The following is an 18481-nucleotide window of genomic DNA, read 5'->3' on the forward strand; positions in this document are numbered from 1 at the left end:
AACAGTTACCCACAGCCTGCAAAGCAACATTTTTGATCTCCTGCCACACTGAGGCCATGAATCCACAGCACTCGCGGAAACTGCAGACGCAAACCGCCGGAAAGGTCAGATAATGAGCACCTCGGAACAGAAGCTTGAGCGGCTCAAAGAACGTATCGCGTTACTACTGAACAAGGCTGAAAACACTAATTTTCCGGCAGAAGCACAGACCTTCCAGGAACATGCCGAACGCCTGATGGTTCGCTACGGGATCGGCCGTGCAGAATTGGATGCACAACCCGCCCATGGCAAAAAGAAGGAACCGATCCTCGAAGCCCACTTCGATATGCGCGGCACCTACCGTCTTGGTCAGCGCGACGGACTATCCGTAGTGGGTCATGCTTTCCGTACCGTGACGTTACTGCAAACGAACTATTCGAATTTCTGTCGGCTGTACATCATCGGTCATGAGTCTGATGTTGCCACCGTGAAAAACTTATTCTCGTCCTTGGTTATCCAGGCCAGCCTTGCCATGAGCCACTGGTGGAGCATTGAGGGTAAGCACATTGCGTGGGACCGGACAGGCTCTGAAAAAGTCATTGAGCGCCGTGAATTCCAGCGCAGCTTCTATCTTCAGGTGGCCGAACGCATCCATGGTCTCTATCAAGAGGAAAGCGAACACAATGGAAGTGGTACCGAGCTGGTCTTAGTCAGTCGCAAGGAGCAGGTTGACGACTTTGTCAGCGAGAAATACCCGTCCCTGCGCCGCAGTAGAAATCGGGCGGCCAGCGGGAGTATCAATGCCGCCTACGCCGGTCGCGTTGCAGGAAGCCGTGCAGATCTAGGGTTCGGCAAGGACGTTGAAGGTCGCGGGACAGCGGGAGAAGTTGCGAGCTAGCGGATTCGATCTCTTTACTCGAAATTTCACCCCCAAAATTTCGAGTAAAGATTTTTTAGTGGGAATTTTTGGTCAGCAGATACGCCAAAGGACCGCCCCTACTCGGAACGGTCCCCTCAACTGCATTATGGATTAGCTCAGCTTGGCGCGAACCATCTGCGAGACTGCCTTACCGTCGAAACGGCCAGCAATTTCTGCACCCACTAGCTTCATCGCCTGACCCATATCCTTCATGGTCAGCTCATGATCCGCGGCAAGTTCAGCCATAACTTTGTCCACGATGCTCTGTGCTTCTGCTTCGTCTAGCATCTTCGGCAGGTAAGTCGAGATGAACGCTGCTTCGGCCAGCTCACGTTCGGCCAGTTCAGTGCGACCGTCTTTAGCTGCCAGTTCTGCAGTTTCTTCGCGGTTGCTCACTTCCTTGCGCAACAGGTTCTCGACATCCTGGTCGTTCAGTTCGCTTGGGTTCTTCCCCGACTTTTCTCGGGTGCCGATAGCACTGAGGATATTGCGCAGGGTGGTCTTCTCCAGTTCGTTACCTGCCTTCAAATGGGCAATGCTGTCCTCGCGCAGGCGATCTTTTAAACTCATGTGGAACTCGCTTTCAAAGTACGTGTGGTAAAAACTTTACTCGCTTTCCCGCAGTACTTTTCTGACGTCTTGGTATGGTGACATAATGAAACCACTGCGTCTAGGAGCGATATTCCTCGCGCTAGTTCTCGCAGTGACCGTTGCGGCGATCTGGCAACCTTGGAAAATCTTCGACGGTTGCAAAGCACCAGAAGAATTCTGTGTTGTGGCCTCCGAGCTAGAGAGCCAAGAAGGCGTCCAAGAAGTTGCCGTAGATTTCGAGGTCACCAAAGTGGACGCCAAGGACGGTGATTCCTCCCGTGCAACGTGGACTGTACACCTAGATAGGAATCTGGACGGCACTAGCGCCGGCGAATTGGCTGCGCACAGCTCCGAACAGATCCGCACGTTCAGCGATACTCGTCCCCTAACGCAGAGTTCGCTGCGTTTTGTCGCCGGAGAACCCCATGACTCGGATGTACCAAATCTGAAATTGTATCCATTGGATGTCTCTGACAGTGATCAAATCAAGGAACAGCTCAGCCAAGCCTTTGCGTTACTCAAGCTTGGAGCTACCAGCGTTTCTCAAGGATCCGCCACGGCCGAAGACGCCAAATCCATGAAGATCTTGTCCAGATACGCAGCCGACCACGGTCAATCGCTCACGCTGAACTTAGCCGATGGATCTGTGCTGTTTTCCTCCGAGCCTCCGCTGAATACCGAGGCACTAGATCTAACCCTCGAAGTAGCAGCGCTGAATTCGGTAGTAAACACCACGTTCGGGTCCAGCGGACTTTCGGTGCACGCTGGAACAGCTTCCGGTTCAGAACAAACCGCCCGCGTAAAAAAGTGGCTCAGCGAGCATCCACCGTTGAAGGAGCCGACGCCCTTCACGCTATCCAGCCCGGGATACGCAGAGATTGTCGAAGGCTGGATCGGCAACAAGGTTCCCGAATCTCAGATTGCTCGCCCGGCGCGATTGCCAGAAGGCGTCAGCTCGTGGCCGGATAATCCTGCTGCGCGGTCCTGCGCTCAGGGTGATCTTGAGGTGACTCTGGGCTCCCCCGATGCAGCCTTAGGTTCTAGATATATGACAGTCTTCGCCAATAATAAATCTGAGAGCGCTTGCGCGGTCAATGGCTACCCAACCATTGACTTCGTTAATGCCCGAGGGAAGAAACAACAGAATCTCACCCTGACGCCGATGCCTGACATCAAAGCTCAGCGGGTGGTGATCCCTGCCGGTGAAAGTATCATCTCGGCCTTGAAGTGGAAGGCCATGTCCACGGCTAATGATCCTGACGTATCAACAGCCCTGAGTATTGTGGCAGCCCGTGGCTTCGATGCCGTGGAATTGATCCCCATGGACGCTGATCAGGCCACACCATTAGACATTCTTGATGGTGGAGAAGTCACCCAGAGCCCTTGGTTGCAGGCCCTGGATGGCTGGCGGATCCCGAGCGATGTCGGTGATCAGCCAGCCAGGACGCGTCCCTAGGCGAACGAGGTTACTGCTCTCGTGGCGGGAACTTCTTGTACTTGCGGTAGTGGTTCACCGCGTTGAGCACCAGGTAGGCCTTACGGCGTGGGTTCTTTTCGGCGGCGAACTTTAATGGGTTGGACACCTTGCCTGCTTTGAGCAGTGCAGCAGCCTTCTTGCCGGTAGCACTGTCCAAGAATCGACCCAACAGGTGGTGCGGCAAGACGGTGAACAGATGCTCACGGCGTAACTGCAATACCCCGGCAGGAGTTTCCATCACGGCTTCGGTCTGCGGGTCGGAGTTATCAAACTCTGGCCCCAAGAATTCGGTGACGTAGAACCGGGCAGGGTTCACGCCGGCCGCGGTGAGATAGAAGTGGTTTCTTCCCAGCCGTGGGTTGATCTCAAAGAACTTGATCGTGTTATCACGGCGGTCATATTTGGCATCGATCATTGCGATTCCGCGCCAGCCCAGCTCTTCGAGCATGCGTGCACCATCGGCGGCCATCTGGTCGTTCTGCCCGGTCACGATAGCTGCCGAGTTACCCAGCACCAATGGTGCATGTTCCTCGATGACTACTTCGCCGTAGCCGGCGAAGATGACCTTGCCTTCCTGGGTGGCGAAGTAGGTGCACAGACGCATTGCGTCGTCCCCTCCGGGGACGTACTCCTGCAAGATGTAGCCGGAGGTGTAGCCGCTCGCGTCAATTTTGGTCAGCAACGCGTCGAGGTCTGCGCGGCTGTTGATCGTGTGGATCTTCTGCTTGCCCTCAAACTTCGCTGCGATCCAGTCGGCCGAGCTCGATGGTTTGCCGATCAGTGGATAGGTGAATTCTTTGGCCTTGGATTCCACCGCATCGCCCGGGTAGTACACGGCGGTGCGTGGGTGAGCGATGTCCAGCTTTTCGGCCAGCGCGTAGAAGTTTTCCTTCAACGCGGCTGCTTCGATGGTTTCCAGCTCTGGGTAGGGAATCACGTAGTGCGTTTCGAGCTGCTCACGGTGCTTGGCGATCAGCATGATGTGGAAGTCCAACGAGCCGAAGAGCATCAGCGGGCGTGCTGAATCTGCACTCAATTCACTAGCGAGCTCGATCAGCGCCTGCACGACGCGGCCCTCGTCGGCCATGGAGCCGATGGGGCATAGGTCGATGGCGATCGAGTGTTCGATGACGCCATTTCCTGCCGCTGGCAGTACGACCGAGCGCACGGCGTAGGCTTCGTAAAATTCGCGCGCCAGGGTGTAGGTGCCAATATCGCCACCGAGAATGACCGGAACGAATGGCTGGGTTGGATCAATTGCCACGAAAGTGCTTCCCTACTTCTTGCGCCAGTTCATGTACTTTTCAAAGGCCCAGGCCAGCGGCTTATTCAGCGCCAGGTCCCATTCGCCATTGGTCTGCACGATGTCACAGCCGGTATTGGTCTTAAATTTGGTCAGGCCCGAGAGGTGGTGCTCCTTGTCTAAGGTGGCACTCACACCGCCCTGGTCAAGGTAGCGGCAGCCGGCGGCGATGGAATCTTCCACCATGCGGTTCATGATGGCTTTGGGTGCAAAGAGTTTGCGCTGCTCATTGGAGGAGGCACCATAGAGGTACCAAGCCAGGTTCGATGAGCGGATCACGATGGAGGCTGCTAGGTCCACGCCTTCGTTACTGGCGATGTACAGGGTGCAAGATCCTGGTACGGCTTCGTTGAGCACGCGGTGCATATTTTCGAAGTAGCTCAGCGGGCGGCCGGTGAATTCTTGACGGTCGGCGGTGGTGTTGTACAGCGCATGGAATCGAGCCATATCTGCGGTGTCGCCGACTTCGATCTCCAAGGTGCTCTTCAGCGCCTTGCGCGTCTCGTTGCGGGTGGTGGCCGAGTAGCTGGCCATGACCTGATCGACATCCAGTTGGGTGCCGTTTTCATCCTGAAGGGCCACGCGGGCGACGTATTCTGGCTGGCCGGCACCGAAGTCTAGGCCAACGTCTTCCTTGGTGAACCCAAGATCCAGCAGGGCATCGTTCAGTGCCAGAGCCTGTTCGGATGAGCTCTTGAGCTCGAGATCAGCTAGTTGGGTGAACCCTTCTTTACCGAGGTTTTTGCGCACCGCAGCAGCAGCCCAGGTGCGTACTTCGCGCCCTGGTCCCATTTTCAGCTGGAATGCTCCGCGATTGCGCAGGTAAGCGGCCAATGGTCGAATGACCTTTTCGGCAGGGTATTCCTGGAAGTTGATGACCGGCCCGTCAGGTACATAGGCCAGGGTCTTTTTGATGACCGGGGCGGCGCGGTGCAGTACAAGGGCGGTTCCTACCAAGTCGTCTTGGTCGAAGAAACCGAGGGATTCACCCCGCCATCCACCTTTGACGCGGGCCCATTCGGGACGCTGCAAGAAGCTAACGTCGAGGGCGGTCTCAAGGAAGGCTGAGTGTTCGGCGCTGGTAATCGGACGCAGGTGCAGGTCGTTGTGGCTCACGGGTGAAATCTTATCGCGTTTCAGGTACGTTAGCAGGAAGGCTGGATACCCCTAGGGGGTACTTGACTTAATACCCCATAGGGGTATTATCGAAGTATGGAAAGCACCCAGAACGTTGATGAGCATGCCCAGCACCATGGGTACCATGCCGACAAGTCAGCCTTGGAACGTCGCCTCAAGCGCATTGAAGGCCAAGTTCGTGGTGTGGCCAAGATGGTGGATGAAGATAAATACTGCATCGACATTTTGACCCAGATCTCGGCGATCAACGCGGCATTGCACAAGGTCAGCGTGCAACTCATCGATGACCACATCGGTCACTGCGTTGTGGATGCCGCCAAATCCTCGATAGAAACCGGGGACCCAAGCATCGTTCAAGAGAAAATCTCCGAAGCGACCGCTGCCATTTCCCGACTGGTTCGCTAACGGCCAATCCCTATAGATTTCCGATTCACACAAGATTCATCGAAAGAGAGCAAGATCATGAGCCACGAATGCAACTGCGGATGCTCCAACGAGAACAACGCAAACACCTCCCAGGGTCTACAGATCACCACGCGTGATCAAGCTACTCCCCTGAGCATTCAGACCGAACTGAAGATCTCCGGCATGACTTGTGGTCACTGCGTAGCCTCAGTCACCGAAGAACTCAAAGAACTGCCCGGCGTGCAAAACGTCGACGTTGTTCTCGATGCCCAAGGCATCTCCACCGCCACCGTCACGGCAACCGAAAACTTGAGCGAAGAGAGAATCCGCGAAGCCATCGACGAGGCCGGATACAAGCTCGAAGCCATCAACGCCTAGCCACCGAGCCAGGCACCTCCCGTCAGTCGCGGGAAAAGAAAGTGCAAGGTAGAAAAATGTCCTCCCACGCACCCGAACACTCCCCAACGCAACTGCGCACCGTTGACCTCGACATTCAGGGAATGACCTGCGCCTCCTGCGTAAACCGAGTTGAGCGTAAGCTAGGTAAACTCCCCGGGGTGACCGCCAGCGTGAACCTTCCCTTGGAAACAGCCAAGGTTCAGGTTCCGGCCGATGTCAGCGATGAAACGCTGATTAGCACCGTGGTTGCTGCCGGTTACTCGGCAACCGTCAAAAAGCCGGTTCAGCCCGAACACTCAGAGCACGATGAACATTCAGGCCATGAGCATTTGGTTCCCAACCACCTGCTGCGCCGACTGATCATCTCAGCGGTCTTCACCATTCCGCTCTTCGTGATTTCCATGGTTCCCGCCGCGCAGTTCCCCCACTGGGGTTGGGTCGCTTTTGCGCTGGCCACCCCGGTAGTTATGTACGGCGCTTGGCCGTTTCATAAGGCCGCGGCGATCAATGCACGGCATTTCTCCTCCACGATGGACACCTTGGTGTCCCTTGGCGTGCTGGCAGCCTATTTGTTCTCCGCCCTCCAGCTGATCGTCGATCCACAGATGACTGCACACACCGGCATGAAGATGAGTGAGCATGCGCTGTACTTCGAAACCGCCGGTGTGGTGTCCACCTTATTGCTACTTGGACGTTTCTTGGAGCATCGAGCCAAAACTTCAGCTAGCGATGCGTTAAAGTCCTTGCTGAACCTCGGCGCCAAGGATGCGGTGGTTTTGCGTGATGGACAAGAAGTTAAGGTCGCCGCGAGCCAGCTTCAGCCAGGCGATCACTTCATAGTGCGTCCAGGGGAAAAGATCGCTACCGACGGCCGAGTTATCGATGGCCTCAGCGCGGTGGACACCTCACTGATCACCGGCGAATCGGTCCCCCAGGAAGTACAGGTTGGTTCCGAGGTCACCGGGGCAACGTTGAACACTTCTGGCCGCCTCATCGTTGAGGCTACCCGGGTGGGCGAAGAAACCACTCTGGCCCAGATGGGCAAGCTGGTTTCAGAAGCACAATCAGGTAAGGCCCCCATCGCGCGTCTGGCTGACCGGATTTCAGCGGTCTTTGTCCCGATTGTTTTGGCCATCGCAGCGCTTACCTTCCTCATTTGGTGGCTCGTTTCGTCAGATCCTTATCAAGCATTTAGTGCCGCGATTGCGGTACTGGTCATTGCTTGCCCTTGCGCCTTGGGACTAGCTACTCCCATTGGTCTGCTGGTTGGTACCGGCCGGGGCGCTCAGCTGGGCGTTTTGATTCGTGGTCCGCAGGTTTTGGAAGACACTCGCAAGCTGGACACCGTAGTGGTGGATAAGACCGGCACTGTCACCACCGGGATCATGGCCCACACCGGCACCAGTACTGCGCACGGTGTTGATGCTGATGACATTCTCAAAATAGCCGCGGCTGTGGAACATCATTCCGAGCACCCGATTGCTCAGGCGATCGCCAGCGCTGGCGCGAAACTCGGCGCCTTACCAGAAGCCACCAACTTCATTTCCGAACCAGGTGGTGGTGTCATGGCTATGGTTGCCGGCGCGCGCGTGGTGGTCGGCCGCAAGAGCTGGCTTGAAGCCCAAGGTACAGCACTCGATTCTCACGCACTCGCTGCGCTCGACGAAGCTGAACAAGCCGGCGCTACCGCCATTTTGGTCGCGGTCAATGGCCAGTTCCGGGCGGTGATTTCGGTAGCCGACGAAGTGAAGAAAACTTCAGCCGCTGCCATTAAGGATCTGCAGCAGCGCGGTTTGCGCGTGGTTTTGCTGACCGGAGATAATCCGGCGGTGGCCAACAAAGTTGCGGCCCAAGTAGGGATCAACCCTGAAGATGTGTTTGCTGGAGCCTTCCCGGCAGACAAATCTAAGGCTATTTCTTCCCTGCAGGAACAGGGCAAGGTCGTCGCCATGGTGGGTGATGGTGTGAATGACGCACCGGCCTTGGCTCAGGCCGATCTTGGTATTGCCATGGGTTCGGGTACGGACGCGGCGATCGAGGCTGCCGACATCACCCTGATGGGCAATGACTCGCAGCAAGTAGTGACCGCCATCGATCTTTCGGCCAAGACCTTGGCCACGATCAAGTCCAACTTGTTCTGGGCTTTCGCCTACAACACAGCTGGTATCCCGATCGCGGCCTTGGGTTTGCTCAATCCGATGATCGCTGGCGCCGCCATGGCGGCCAGCTCCGTATTGGTGGTTGCCAACTCGCTGCGCCTTCGCAGTTTTGGCAAGTAACCGCGGGGCTACTGCGATTCCCTGACGCTGGTCATGACTTTCTTGAGAGTTGAGTACTGCTCGCTGGCAAGGAAGTCATTGGCCTCGTCGAGGGTGGTGTCCCCATCCTGGTCATATCCAAGGGCCTGCAGGTAGTCCGGATGCATCTGCATGGTCGGCCAGCGTTCTTCTTCTGTTTTGAAGTAGTCGAGAGCCGGCGTCTTCTACCAGTTCTTCCACTCATCATCAATGATGACCGCGACGGTCAAATCCTGTGCTCCACCGCTAGCCACCGAGTAGTGCGACACCATGCTGGTCGGAGCGAACTGCAGCTGAGTTAGTGCGGAGTTGTCGAGAACTTCTCGACGGTAAGTATTGGTGTCCCCGTCAGTGTCCCTGAAACTTGTGGTCTCAAAGTTCATTACCGGAACCCCTTCGGAATCCCAGACGTTGTAAGAGGTGTATTCCGCGGAGCATTCATACTCGCAGTTCGCGACGATCTCCCAATCACTAGGCACATCAAACGTGAGATTGTAAAAGGTCACGGTCTTCCATGACTGACCAGGATCTTCAGTCGGTTCCGTCGGCGTTGGTGTGGGCGTGGGCGTGGATGCCGGTGGACCAGCATGTTCGGGCGGACCGGCATGTGACGGAGCTAGAGCCGATGAAGGCGGGCCTGCATGATCGGGTGGTCCTGCGTTTTCTGGTGGTGCAGCTGTAATCCTATAGCTAGCAGTGCGCCGCTCTTTGGCAGCGCTGTGAGATGTGAATTCATGGTGGGGCTCCTCTCTCCCATCCACAAGAATGAGACTCCCCCCACTTTAATCAATACAGTGTACATAAAGACTTGGTCGCAAGTCGGCAAAAACCGAACGCCATTCACTGCCCCCTGGTGACCCAATTGTCATCATTCGTGAAATCTTCTGACATGCGACTTGCGTCACACTGATCGATCTGCGCATACTGTGATGGCAATCACCACAATGCCGTTGATGCGTGGCGGGAGAGTTCCGTCCTCACCAGGGGCGGGCGCCGTAGGAGCAATTTCCTCCCCGGGAAACTCTCAGGCACCCGTACCGCCACGAGAAGGCAATTCTGGAAAGCAGTGCGGGATGAACCGCATTCACCGAAGGAGCAAGCTTCGCCCAGTAATCGGGTCCAAGCGAAAACTCTCAGGTCGAAATACAGAACGGGGAGGGACCACGAACAGTGACGCCACACGCGTCCCAGAATCGTCGGCTCCCTCCAGCGGCATTCTCAACCGTTGCTCTTGGCGTAACGAGTTGACGGGGCCTTCCAAGGAGTCGGGTACTTCTGGGCGCTACGCACAGTGACGTGCGATGGCGCCGCATCCCACTCCTGGAAGGCAACCAGCATGAGTTCCACCAGTTCTAATCCCACACTCGAATGCGGCCTCTCAAACCGTCACATCCAACTCATCGCCATCGGCGGTGCCATTGGAACCGGCCTCTTTATGGGCTCGGGCAAAACCATCTCCGTCGCCGGACCCTCAGTCATCTTTGTGTACATGGTCATCGGCTTCATGCTCTTCTTCGTCATGCGCGCCATGGGTGAATTACTGCTGAGCAACCTGAACTACAAGACTTTTGCAGACTTCGCCGGTGACCTCTTGGGTCCATGGGCCGCGTTTTTCACCGGCTGGACCTACTGGTTCTGTTGGGTAGTGACCGGCATTGCCGATGTGGTGGCCATCGCCCACTACGTCGCTTTCTGGTGGGGCGATCTGCCCTTATGGATCCCTGCCCTGGCCTGCATCGCCCTGCTGTTGGTACTGAACTTAGCTACCGTCAAAGCTTTTGGTGAGACAGAATTCTGGTTCGCACTAATCAAGATCGTGGCCATCGGTGCGCTCATCGTGGTTGGTCTAGTCATGATCATTACCGGGTTCCAGCACAATGGAGCGACTGCCTCGGTGAGCAACCTATGGGCCAACGGCGGCATGTTCCCCACCGGCTTCATGGGCTTTGTGGCAGGATTCCAGATTGCTGTTTTCGCTTTTGTGGGTATCGAATTGGTAGGCACCACCGCAGCAGAAACCAAGAATCCCGAAAAGACCTTACCCAAGGCCATCAACTCAATCCCCATCCGCATCTTGTTCTTCTACGTGGGCGCGCTCATCATTTTGATGACCGTTCAACCGTGGAAATTGTTCTCTTCTGAAAACTCGCCATTTGTTGGCATGTTTACCTTGGCTGGTTTGGCCGGGGCCGCTGGAATCATCAATTTTGTGGTGCTTACTTCCGCCACCTCCAGCGCTAACTCGGGAATCTACTCCACCTCACGCATGCTGCGCGGACTGGCCCTAGAAGGCGACGCGCCCACCGGTTTTGCGAAGCTTTCAGAACGCAAAGTGCCCAAGAACGCGCTGATGTTCTCGTGCATGTTCCTGCTGGCCGGTGTTGTCCTGCTGTACAGCGGCGACTCGGTGATGGAGGCCTTCACCTTGGTAACCACCGTCTCAGCACTGTGTTTCATGTTTGTGTGGACCATCATCTTGCTCAGCTACCTAGTCTTCCGCGCACGTCGCCCACATCTGCATGATGCCTCGACTTTCAAGATGCCCGGTGGACGAGTAATGCCGTACGTGGTGTTGGGCTTCTTCGGGTTCATCGTCTGGGCGCTGACCACCCAGCCCGATACTCTCGTTGCACTGCTGGTGACACCGATATGGTTCCTCGTATTAGGCGTGGGTTACCTGGTGATTCGTCGCAATCCAAGGCACGAAGCCCTACGCCTTGCGCATGTGGGCAAGGTAGCCCACGAACGCTACGAGGCTGCCGCGTACCGTGACGCCTTGGCCTTTGGGCACGATGCCGCATCGGTGAACCAACAGCCACTGGAGCACGACTCCCGACAGTAGTGTCACCAAGCAGTTGCCTCGCATCAATATCGGTGCGGGGCAACTGCTTTTTTACGCGGCGAGGTTTCTCTCGCGGCCAGCAAATATCCCGAAAAGAGTGCTTTGGACGGCGCCGATTCCAGCACCCAAGGCAGTCATTGCCACGCGGTCCAGCAGAAGGCTGGAGGCTGGTTCAGGGCTGACCATATGCACCATCAATAGTGCTGTGACTGTCATGAACACCATGCCGATGGCGTAGTTACGTAGGATCACTAATTCGATACAGATCTGACCAACGATGGCCACGACGAGGATAGCCCAAACTGGCGGTTCAAAAATCAGGACTGTGGCAGTGAGCAGCACGCCGACGCACGTGCCGACACTTCGTTGCAGACCACGAGCCACTTTTGAATACGCATCTATTCCGCTGACCGCGGCGATTGCTCCAAGGCTGGCCCAATACCAGTGACCGCCGCCCAGTAGATGTGCGATTACGGCAGCTAAGAAGATCCCCAAACCCATTTGCGCTGAATCGCGCAGGGCTCGTGGACTAGGAGTCCATGTGTAGCCAGCTCCCAAGGTATGCCAAAGGTTAGCCCGACGTAGCGAGAGACCAAGCATGAAGAGCAAGCTGAAAATTATCGTGCCACCACCCACCAGCAACACCCCGACAAAGGAGCTGGCCGTGGCGGGAATACTTATGCACGCTCCGCCAGCAAAAACCGCAAAGATGGGGCCCGGTGGCAGCCATCGCGCGGCCTGCGAAACGTAGTTGGCTCCGAAGCCAATTACGGCCAGCACCACAGCGCAGACATAAAAAGGCGCATGAATCATCGAGAAGAATGTTCCCAGCACCATGGCTGAAAGCTGCACGACGCCTACCGAAAGTTGCTGCCAGAATCGCGGAGCATAGGAGTCGTAGCGACCAAAGACGGCACAGAACGCGCCGAAAGCGGCATACATGGACCATTGAGCATGCCCGGTAACCGTCACCAACACCAGTGGCACCGCCAGCGCAAATGCTGCTTTTGCTGCCGGGATCGCCGATGGTTTATGAGGCGCAACCACAATACTGCGGCTGAATACCTCTTTGACGTGACGTTTCACTAACGCGCCTCACCATCGGACTGAGCAACTATTTGCAACAGCGAACGCAGCATTTCCTGTTGTTGGGCGTCTAGGGCACCAAAAACTTCGGCTTCGCTACTGAGCGCTGCAGCGGTGGCGCGGGCGGTAAATTTTTTACCCATCGCGGTGAGTGTGATGATGTTTCGTCGGCGGTCCGCCAGGTCCACACTGCGCTCTAGGATTTTGCGTTCTGCAAGCTCATCCAGGTAGGCCACGAGGTGTCCACGGTTCAGATTCGAGTGGCTGGCCAGGTCGTTTTGCGACATGGGCCCGAACTCATCGAGTGCACACACGATCATGAAGTGATTGCGAGTCAGAGACTCAGACTCCATGAAGGCGTTAAGGTCAACGGTGCTTGTTCGACCAGCACGCGAGGTCAAGTAGCTCAGGGAGTTCCATTGGAACCGTGGAATCAAGTAGTCTGCCATCTAACCAAAATATCATTTCATACCGAAACTATTTCGCTACGAGACGTTAATTGATTGAATGTCACACCACGTACTCCTCCTGCCCGGGCGGACCCGTGCACTGCTAAATTCCTGTCTGATACATAGCCTCTGACTCGAACCACGGAAGTGCGTATCCCTGACATCTAGAAAATGAGGGCTCTGTGCTTTGGGCACTAGAGGAGTCTGCCTGAAGAATTTAGTGGCTCATGGCCTCCGACCAATCCTCAGGTCGGAGGCCAAGTAAGGCCTGTCATAGATCCTCGCGCCTTCTCTAGCCGTTCAGTTCCAGTTCCTCGAGCATGAACTTGGCACCGAGTTCGCCGATCAGAATCGATGGCGCGTTGGTATTGCCTGTAGTAATCTTTGGCATGATCGACGCGTCAATCACGCGCAATCCTTGCAGGCCCTGCACCCGCAACTGCGGATCCACCACGGAGTCCTCACCCGTGCCCATGGCACAGGTTCCGACTTGGTGGTGGTAGGTGACCACGTTATTACGGATGTAGTCTTCGAGTTGTTCATCGCTTTGGACATCGGTCCCTGGATAGATTTCTTTCGCACCCCATTCTTCTTGCAGGGCATCTTGCTGCAACATGTCGCGGCATTGCTTGATGGAGAATAAGAACGCATCCATATCTCGTTGGTCATCTAGCGCGTTCAGATCGATTTGGATTGGATCATCAAGTCCCGGGCCACTCAGTGTCAATTCACCGCGGCTGTAGGGGGTGACGATTCCAGAATGCAAGGTCAGTGCGGTGCCTTCAGTAGGTTCCATCCCCGGTGAGTACATGGGCACGGCAAAGAAGATCGGTTGGGTATCGGGAACTTCAAGACCTTCACGGGATCGTGCAAACATGTGCGACTGCGACACAGATACTCCCGGACGCGGGGCTGGAATGTCTTGTTTTGTCGTTTCAGCGATAACTGGTGCCAGCAGGTGATCGTGTAGATTCTTTCCAACGCCAGACAAATCATGGACCGGGTTCACCCCAACCTTCTCCAGTTCATTAGCTGGGCCAATGCCAGAGCGCAGCAGGATCTGGGGAGAACCCAAAGCCCCAGCGCTCAACACCACCTGGTCCGCCAGTAGCTGATGCATTTGTTCGTCTTGACGGTAGTTAACGCCAACAACTTTGCCCTTGTCCAGGATGAGGGAATGGACCTCAGCACCGGTAATAATGGTGGCTTTTCCTCGCACAGGCTTCAGATAGGCCTTATAGGAATTAACTCTCTGACCGTCAACGATATTCACTTGCTCTTTGGAGACGCCCTCTAGAACCCCCGAGTTGTAGTCTGGGTTGAATTCGACGCCCGACTGCTGCGCGGCCTTAACAATAGAGGCATGAATGTCATCTAACTGATAGTCGTTATCGACAGGAATCAAACCGTCAGTACCGTGAACTTCGCTGCTGCCACCAGAGAAGTTTTCAATTTCTCGATACACCGGGAGAACATTTTCCCAAGCCCAGGATGACCCACACTCCTTGGCCCACCCATCAAAGTCTTGCGGCGCACAGCGAACCCAAATGGTCGCGTTAAGTGCATGGGATCCACCCAGAACTTTGCCGCGGGGCAAGTGGACTTGCTTGCCAGCAGTACCGGCCATGGCCGTGGTGTAGTAATCCCAGTCATCTGGGCTATGCCAGAGTTCGCCCATGCGCGAGAGATCGTGAATGGCCGGATTAGAATCTTCTCCGCCAGCTTCAAATACCGTGACATCGGCTCCTGCATCGATCAAACGCCGAGCTACCACCGACCCTGCTGAACCTGCACCGACCACAATGACTGATACATCGCCCACGACAAACCCACTTTCTCTCCCGTCAGCCCACCTCGATGTGTGCTGCGAAGTCATAGATTCAGTGTGTCTGTGCTCTTGATTCGATGATTGTCATCTGGCGCAGGGCCCTTGTCTCTGAGCGCAAAAGGCAACTCACGCCTACTGCCCCTTACGTACCGCCCGCAATTCATCAACACGAACCAGCACTACGCCAGCCACAATTAATAGGCCCCCGAAAAGCTGGACAAGCCCCGGCAGTTCGGCCAGCAGTAGCCATGCCCACAGCACCGCGAAGAGGACCTCAGTCAATGAAATGAAACTAGCAACTTTGGAGCCCAGCTCCCTAGCTGCCATCACCCCGGTAGTGTACGAAAAGACGGTGGCAATCAGAATCAGACCAATCAACGCAACCCACCACGGGGTTGGGTAACCGGCGAAGGACCCGGTTCCGGCAGCGAACGTTATCGGCAAAATACCCAGCCCACCTACGACCAGTACGGACAGTGCACCAACTGCCATTCCGCCGGCGGAGAGCATGATGGGAGGCAGTCCCCCATCGGCTTTGGCACTAATGAAAAAGAAGAAGGTGAGCCCTACCGCTGCGCCCAATCCCCACAGCACACCGATAGGGTCAATCTTCGTGGCGCCGGTCAGATCCAGCACTGCAACCAACCCAAGCAACGCCATCACGGCACCTGCGATGGTGACTATCGAAGGTCGCTTTTGATGCCTGACCCACAGCACAAGAACGATCAGCACCGGAGCCAGATACTCCAGCAATAATGCAACTCCAACGTCTAGGCGTTGAACAGCCAAAAAATAGCACAGCTGACACGCGCCAACGCCGAAGAGACCAAAGAGCAGAATGGACAGCCAGTTGGTGCGCATCAGAGTCCATCGTCCACGCATGGCAATGACTGCAGGGATCGCTAGGATGATCGCCGCGCCAGCCATTCTGGCGGCGACGGCCGCGGTGGGGCTCCAACCCGCTTCAAACAGTCCTTTGGCGAAAGAACCTGAGATTCCAAAAGCCGCCGACGATGCCAGAGCAATCCAAATCCCCTTTGATTGGTTGCTTGTTTGCAGCGCGGAGCTCTCAGTTCTCGCAGGTACGACTGGGCCGGTGGCCTCGCTCATGGGTGGTGACGTCTTTCTCGAAGAATTTCTGCCCAGCACAGGGGCAACAAAGCATATGGGCATGACGTTACGGTTAGGCTTGTAGGGCAGTCAATCCACCGCACGTTCAGGATCGAATTATGACTTTCGCACCAGATATTGAAGCTTCTTTGAAGACCATCGTGAATCTTTTGAATACCGAGGTTCAAATTATCGATATGCTCTCCACCGTCGCTGATCTGGACGAATTCCTTGACTCCGAGAACTTTGAAGGAAGCCGCGCACACAATCAATCCGAGCTGCGTTCTATCCGCCAGCTACGTGCCCAGCTCAAGAGCATCTGGACCGGGGATGAAGAAGACGCGGTATCCCGGGTGAATCATTTGCTACGCAATGCCAACGCGCAACCGCAGCTGATCAAAAGCGAAAACCTCGGGTATCACCTGCACGCCACCACGACCAGCACCCCGCTTTACGACCGGCTCGCGGTGGACGCTGCAATGGCCCTGGCGGAAGTCATTCGCGCGGATGGTCTTCCGCGCCTTCGAATCTGTGCATCCTCGGACTGCGAGAAAGCACTCCTGGACCTCTCCCGAAACCGTTCAAAGCTGTACTGCGATACCGGCAACTGTGCCAACCGTGAACATGTTCGCGCCTATCGCGCGCGTAAATCTACTAAGGCCCAGGAGAACATGTAAGTCGCTGTTCTAGGCTCTGGAAGCTTCAAGGACGATCGCACGTACTGCCTGAATGAATGTGGCTTTGCGCAACTCCTTTTGCTCGGCCCCCAGAATCACTTCAGCGATATTCTCGGTCACGAGCAGTGAATTACTCAGCGTGACAATCGTGAGCAGTAGGTTCTGCGCCACCGCTACATCGTTTAGGCCCAATGCATATCGAATTTCTTCGACTTTGGCCTGCGCTCGTAGGGATCGTTCCGTGGGACCTACAGCTACGCCACGTTCCAACCCTTCCCAGAAGGTCAACCGGGCCAGGTTCGGGTGAGCTTGGGAAAAGTCGAAATAGGTAACAGCAAAATCGATGACGCTCTGCACTCCAGACCCAATCACCGATGTTGAGTCGAGAGTCGTGGACAGCGCCTGAATCAATGCTGCTTCAAATAAACCTTCTTTGTTGCCAAAGTAGAAGTAGATCCGTTCCCGGTTGCAGCCGGACTTTTTCGAAATATCCTGGATCCTGGCTCCGGCAAAGCCTCGCTGCGCAAATTCGTCAATGGCAGCGGCCAGTAGTTTCTGACGCGTCGCTTCAGTGTCCCAACCCATAAGGCGATTCTATCTCCAACTAAACGTTTGGAGGCGGTTAGTTCTGTCAGTAAGCTGTAACCAAACAACCAGTTGGAGATTGATGAAACCCGCGCGCCAAAAACCGGTACCCACCGGGCCTTCGGTCCACACCAGAGCCGTACTAACCTGGATTGCCATTTTCCCGATGGTTGCTTTGGGCATGTCGATTTTGGCGTGGCTCGCTCCACCATGGCACCCAATTCTTCGTTCGCTCGTACTCACGCTGGTGGTTGTTCCGTTGACCGTGTACTTCACTGTGCCGGGTCTGCTCAAGTTACATGCAAAGCTCCCTACCCGTGCAGCACGACGCGAGAGCTCCAATGCTGAAGTAGAAGAAGAGCTAGAGACTCAAGGCATCGGCTAACTCGCGCTCGCGCAATTCTCGCGTTTAACCCGCTACGACCCCTATGATGAACACACCACCGGTAATCCGGAGTTGAAGTCGCTGAAAGGACAGGTCATGTCAGAGGAATTGCACGCATCAGATGACTACGAGGCACGTCTGGAAGCTGGGCACAACAATCCCCTCGTGGCCGCAGGTCGCTGGGTTGTCGCCTTAGCTTCAGCGTCATTCGGAGACGGTGAATTCGAGGCGAACGAGCCACAGGTAGTTGTCCATTCCCGTGTTGATGACTCAGTCCTCTTGCGCATGACCACTTCTAGCCTTGAAGAGGCCGAACGGTTGATCGTGCAAATCCGCGAAGATCTAGAAAACCTCAGCCCGGAAGAATTCCGGACCGAGTGGGAGTCGGCGGGCGACCAAGAGCGGTAACCAAGTGCTACTCGCCTAGCGCTCTACCAGAATCCCATCGATATCCGCGTACACCATCGCCCCGGGACGTACCTGCACGTCCCCGATGGTGATCACTTCATCTACGGTGCCGTGCGAACGCTTGACGGTCTTGCGCGGATTGCTTCCTAGCGCTTTGATACCTAGGTCTAGCTCTGCCAATGCTGCGCGGTCTCGTACCACGCCGTGGATGATGACGCCGGCCCAGCCATTGGTTTCAGCACTGGCCGCGATCATGTCTCCCATCAATGCAAAACGCAGGGAACCGCCACCGTCTACCACGAGCACTGCCCCGTCGCCGGGGAAACTCAAGATTTCCTTGATCAGTCCATTGTCTTCATAACACTTCACTGTGCGCGCTGGACCATGGAAGGCAAGGCGTCCACCAAAGTCCTGAAATTGTACCGAGATCGATGCCAGAGCATCACCCTGCTGATCGTAGAGGTCGGCGGTGCCAATTGATTCCTGCTGCATGAGAGCTCCTCAAAATAGTGAAGGTGTTCCACAACACAGCATAGTCGCGGAGCCTGAGCTCTAGGTACCGTACAGAAATCTGAACTATGGCAACGAACGACAGCTACCGGAG

The 18481-nt window shown here is 55.8% G+C and carries 21 protein-coding genes and 2 riboswitches; of the genes, 10 read left to right on the plus strand and 11 right to left on the minus strand.

Going from position 1 to position 18481, the window contains the following annotated elements; genetic code table 11:
* Positions 1–112: 112 nt before the first annotated feature.
* Entirely contained in the window at positions 113–877 is a 765-nt protein-coding gene (locus FJV47_RS11045; protein ID WP_159612877.1) for a DUF2786 domain-containing protein, read from the plus strand.
* Positions 878–1009: 132 nt separating this feature from the next.
* On the opposite strand, the gene FJV47_RS11050 is transcribed toward FJV47_RS11045, so the two are convergent.
* Positions 1010–1468, minus strand: a complete 459-nt coding sequence (locus FJV47_RS11050; RefSeq protein ID WP_159612879.1) for a GatB/YqeY domain-containing protein — start codon at positions 1466–1468, stop codon at positions 1010–1012.
* Between the two features lie 85 nt (positions 1469–1553).
* Between FJV47_RS11050 and FJV47_RS11055 the strand changes: the two genes are divergently transcribed.
* Positions 1554–2945 carry a DUF4232 domain-containing protein gene (locus tag FJV47_RS11055; RefSeq protein ID WP_159612881.1) on the plus strand — a complete coding sequence of 464 codons (1392 nt, stop codon included), beginning with the start codon at positions 1554–1556 and terminating at the stop codon, positions 2943–2945.
* A gap of 10 nt (positions 2946–2955) precedes the next feature.
* Here the strand turns inward: FJV47_RS11055 and FJV47_RS11060 are convergent, their stop codons facing one another.
* Together FJV47_RS11060 and FJV47_RS11065 are read right to left on the minus strand one after the other, a co-directional pair.
* Positions 2956–4230: a carbamoyl-phosphate synthase gene (locus FJV47_RS11060; protein WP_159612883.1), complete on the minus strand. Its 1275-nt coding sequence runs from the start codon at positions 4228–4230 to the stop codon at positions 2956–2958.
* Between the two features lie 12 nt (positions 4231–4242).
* Positions 4243–5385: a peptidoglycan bridge formation glycyltransferase FemA/FemB family protein gene (locus FJV47_RS11065; RefSeq protein ID WP_159612885.1), complete on the minus strand. Its 1143-nt coding sequence runs from the start codon at positions 5383–5385 to the stop codon at positions 4243–4245.
* Positions 5386–5481: 96 nt separating this feature from the next.
* On the opposite strand from FJV47_RS11065, the gene FJV47_RS11070 reads away from it, so the two are divergent.
* The 3 genes from FJV47_RS11070 to FJV47_RS11080 are packed head-to-tail and all read left to right on the plus strand — an operon-like array spanning position 5482 to position 8489.
* Positions 5482–5811 carry a metal-sensitive transcriptional regulator gene (locus FJV47_RS11070; protein ID WP_159612887.1) on the plus strand — a complete coding sequence of 110 codons (330 nt, stop codon included), beginning with the start codon at positions 5482–5484 and terminating at the stop codon, positions 5809–5811.
* A gap of 57 nt (positions 5812–5868) precedes the next feature.
* Positions 5869–6189 carry a heavy-metal-associated domain-containing protein gene (locus FJV47_RS16590; RefSeq protein WP_159612889.1) on the plus strand — a complete coding sequence of 107 codons (321 nt, stop codon included), beginning with the start codon at positions 5869–5871 and terminating at the stop codon, positions 6187–6189.
* A 56-nt stretch (positions 6190–6245) separates the two neighbouring features.
* On the plus strand, positions 6246–8489 hold the full coding sequence (locus FJV47_RS11080) for a cation-translocating P-type ATPase (protein WP_159612891.1): 2244 nt from the start codon (positions 6246–6248) through the stop codon (positions 8487–8489).
* An 8-nt stretch (positions 8490–8497) separates the two neighbouring features.
* Here FJV47_RS11080 and FJV47_RS11085 read toward each other — a convergent pair whose 3' ends face one another.
* Complete coding sequence (locus FJV47_RS11085) at positions 8498–8641, minus strand: hypothetical protein (RefSeq protein ID WP_159612893.1); 144 nt, start codon at positions 8639–8641, stop codon at positions 8498–8500.
* A gap of 51 nt (positions 8642–8692) precedes the next feature.
* Complete coding sequence (locus FJV47_RS11090) at positions 8693–8890, minus strand: hypothetical protein (protein WP_159612895.1); 198 nt, start codon at positions 8888–8890, stop codon at positions 8693–8695.
* Between the two features lie 131 nt (positions 8891–9021).
* On the opposite strand from FJV47_RS11090, the gene FJV47_RS11095 reads away from it, so the two are divergent.
* Positions 9022–9189, plus strand: coding sequence for a hypothetical protein (locus FJV47_RS11095; protein ID WP_159612897.1), 168 nt, complete (start codon positions 9022–9024; stop codon positions 9187–9189).
* A gap of 269 nt (positions 9190–9458) precedes the next feature.
* Positions 9459–9557: riboswitch (glycine riboswitch) on the plus strand.
* Positions 9558–9666, plus strand: a riboswitch (glycine riboswitch).
* Between the two features lie 177 nt (positions 9667–9843).
* Positions 9844–11349 (plus strand): D-serine/D-alanine/glycine transporter, encoded by a 1506-nt coding sequence (gene cycA, locus FJV47_RS11100; RefSeq protein WP_159612899.1) that lies wholly within the window; start codon positions 9844–9846, stop codon positions 11347–11349.
* A gap of 51 nt (positions 11350–11400) precedes the next feature.
* Here the strand turns inward: cycA and FJV47_RS11105 are convergent, their stop codons facing one another.
* The 4 genes from FJV47_RS11105 to FJV47_RS11120 form a co-directional block, all read right to left on the minus strand.
* Entirely contained in the window at positions 11401–12435 is a 1035-nt protein-coding gene (locus tag FJV47_RS11105; RefSeq protein ID WP_159612901.1) for an FUSC family protein, read from the minus strand.
* Positions 12435–12884, minus strand: a complete 450-nt coding sequence (locus tag FJV47_RS11110) for a MarR family winged helix-turn-helix transcriptional regulator (RefSeq protein ID WP_159612903.1) — start codon at positions 12882–12884, stop codon at positions 12435–12437. The genes FJV47_RS11105 and FJV47_RS11110 overlap by 1 nt, the downstream gene beginning before the upstream one ends.
* A 292-nt stretch (positions 12885–13176) precedes the next feature.
* Positions 13177–14760 carry a GMC family oxidoreductase gene (locus FJV47_RS11115; RefSeq protein ID WP_159612905.1) on the minus strand — a complete coding sequence of 528 codons (1584 nt, stop codon included), beginning with the start codon at positions 14758–14760 and terminating at the stop codon, positions 13177–13179.
* Positions 14761–14844: 84 nt separating this feature from the next.
* A complete protein-coding gene (locus FJV47_RS11120) occupies positions 14845–15822 on the minus strand; it encodes a DMT family transporter (protein ID WP_159612907.1) in 978 nt (325 codons plus the stop codon).
* 119 nt (positions 15823–15941) lie between these two features.
* Here FJV47_RS11120 and FJV47_RS11125 point away from each other — a divergent pair, with 119 nt between their 5' ends.
* Positions 15942–16499, plus strand: a complete 558-nt coding sequence (locus FJV47_RS11125; protein WP_159612909.1) for a CGNR zinc finger domain-containing protein — start codon at positions 15942–15944, stop codon at positions 16497–16499.
* Positions 16500–16508: 9 nt separating this feature from the next.
* Here FJV47_RS11125 and FJV47_RS11130 read toward each other — a convergent pair whose 3' ends face one another.
* Complete coding sequence (locus FJV47_RS11130; protein WP_159612911.1) at positions 16509–17084, minus strand: TetR/AcrR family transcriptional regulator; 576 nt, start codon at positions 17082–17084, stop codon at positions 16509–16511.
* Between the two features lie 82 nt (positions 17085–17166).
* On the opposite strand from FJV47_RS11130, the gene FJV47_RS11135 reads away from it, so the two are divergent.
* The gene (locus tag FJV47_RS11135) at positions 17167–17469 is read left to right on the plus strand and encodes a hypothetical protein (RefSeq protein ID WP_159612913.1); all 303 of its coding nucleotides are present in this window, start codon (positions 17167–17169) and stop codon (positions 17467–17469) included.
* A gap of 96 nt (positions 17470–17565) precedes the next feature.
* Positions 17566–17877, plus strand: a complete 312-nt coding sequence (locus tag FJV47_RS11140) for a hypothetical protein (RefSeq protein WP_159612915.1) — start codon at positions 17566–17568, stop codon at positions 17875–17877.
* A gap of 15 nt (positions 17878–17892) precedes the next feature.
* Here FJV47_RS11140 and rraA read toward each other — a convergent pair whose 3' ends face one another.
* A complete protein-coding gene (rraA, locus tag FJV47_RS11145) occupies positions 17893–18369 on the minus strand; it encodes a ribonuclease E activity regulator RraA (RefSeq protein WP_159612917.1) in 477 nt (158 codons plus the stop codon).
* Positions 18370–18481: the final 112 nt, after the last annotated feature.

The organism is Glutamicibacter sp. JC586 (assembly GCF_009805585.1).
Classification (GTDB): Bacteria; Actinomycetota; Actinomycetes; order Actinomycetales; family Micrococcaceae; genus Glutamicibacter.

Coding starts and splice junctions, on each gene's coding strand:
- cycA (WP_159612899.1), top strand. CDS start 9,844: ATGAGTTCCACCAGTTCTAATCCCACACTCGAATGCGGCCTCTCAAAC.
- FJV47_RS11070 (WP_159612887.1), top strand. CDS start 5,482: ATGGAAAGCACCCAGAACGTTGATGAGCATGCCCAGCACCATGGGTAC.
- rraA (WP_159612917.1), bottom strand. CDS start 18,369: ATGCAGCAGGAATCAATTGGCACCGCCGACCTCTACGATCAGCAGGGT.
- FJV47_RS11090 (WP_159612895.1), bottom strand. CDS start 8,890: ATGAACTTTGAGACCACAAGTTTCAGGGACACTGACGGGGACACCAAT.
- FJV47_RS11045 (WP_159612877.1), top strand. CDS start 113: ATGAGCACCTCGGAACAGAAGCTTGAGCGGCTCAAAGAACGTATCGCG.
- FJV47_RS11095 (WP_159612897.1), top strand. CDS start 9,022: ATGACTGACCAGGATCTTCAGTCGGTTCCGTCGGCGTTGGTGTGGGCG.
- FJV47_RS16590 (WP_159612889.1), top strand. CDS start 5,869: ATGAGCCACGAATGCAACTGCGGATGCTCCAACGAGAACAACGCAAAC.
- FJV47_RS11080 (WP_159612891.1), top strand. CDS start 6,246: ATGTCCTCCCACGCACCCGAACACTCCCCAACGCAACTGCGCACCGTT.
- FJV47_RS11115 (WP_159612905.1), bottom strand. CDS start 14,760: ATGACTTCGCAGCACACATCGAGGTGGGCTGACGGGAGAGAAAGTGGG.
- FJV47_RS11140 (WP_159612915.1), top strand. CDS start 17,566: ATGTCAGAGGAATTGCACGCATCAGATGACTACGAGGCACGTCTGGAA.
- FJV47_RS11050 (WP_159612879.1), bottom strand. CDS start 1,468: ATGAGTTTAAAAGATCGCCTGCGCGAGGACAGCATTGCCCATTTGAAG.
- FJV47_RS11130 (WP_159612911.1), bottom strand. CDS start 17,084: ATGGGTTGGGACACTGAAGCGACGCGTCAGAAACTACTGGCCGCTGCC.
- FJV47_RS11085 (WP_159612893.1), bottom strand. CDS start 8,641: ATGCAGATGCATCCGGACTACCTGCAGGCCCTTGGATATGACCAGGAT.
- FJV47_RS11055 (WP_159612881.1), top strand. CDS start 1,554: ATGAAACCACTGCGTCTAGGAGCGATATTCCTCGCGCTAGTTCTCGCA.
- FJV47_RS11135 (WP_159612913.1), top strand. CDS start 17,167: ATGAAACCCGCGCGCCAAAAACCGGTACCCACCGGGCCTTCGGTCCAC.
- FJV47_RS11125 (WP_159612909.1), top strand. CDS start 15,942: ATGACTTTCGCACCAGATATTGAAGCTTCTTTGAAGACCATCGTGAAT.
- FJV47_RS11110 (WP_159612903.1), bottom strand. CDS start 12,884: ATGGCAGACTACTTGATTCCACGGTTCCAATGGAACTCCCTGAGCTAC.
- FJV47_RS11120 (WP_159612907.1), bottom strand. CDS start 15,822: ATGAGCGAGGCCACCGGCCCAGTCGTACCTGCGAGAACTGAGAGCTCC.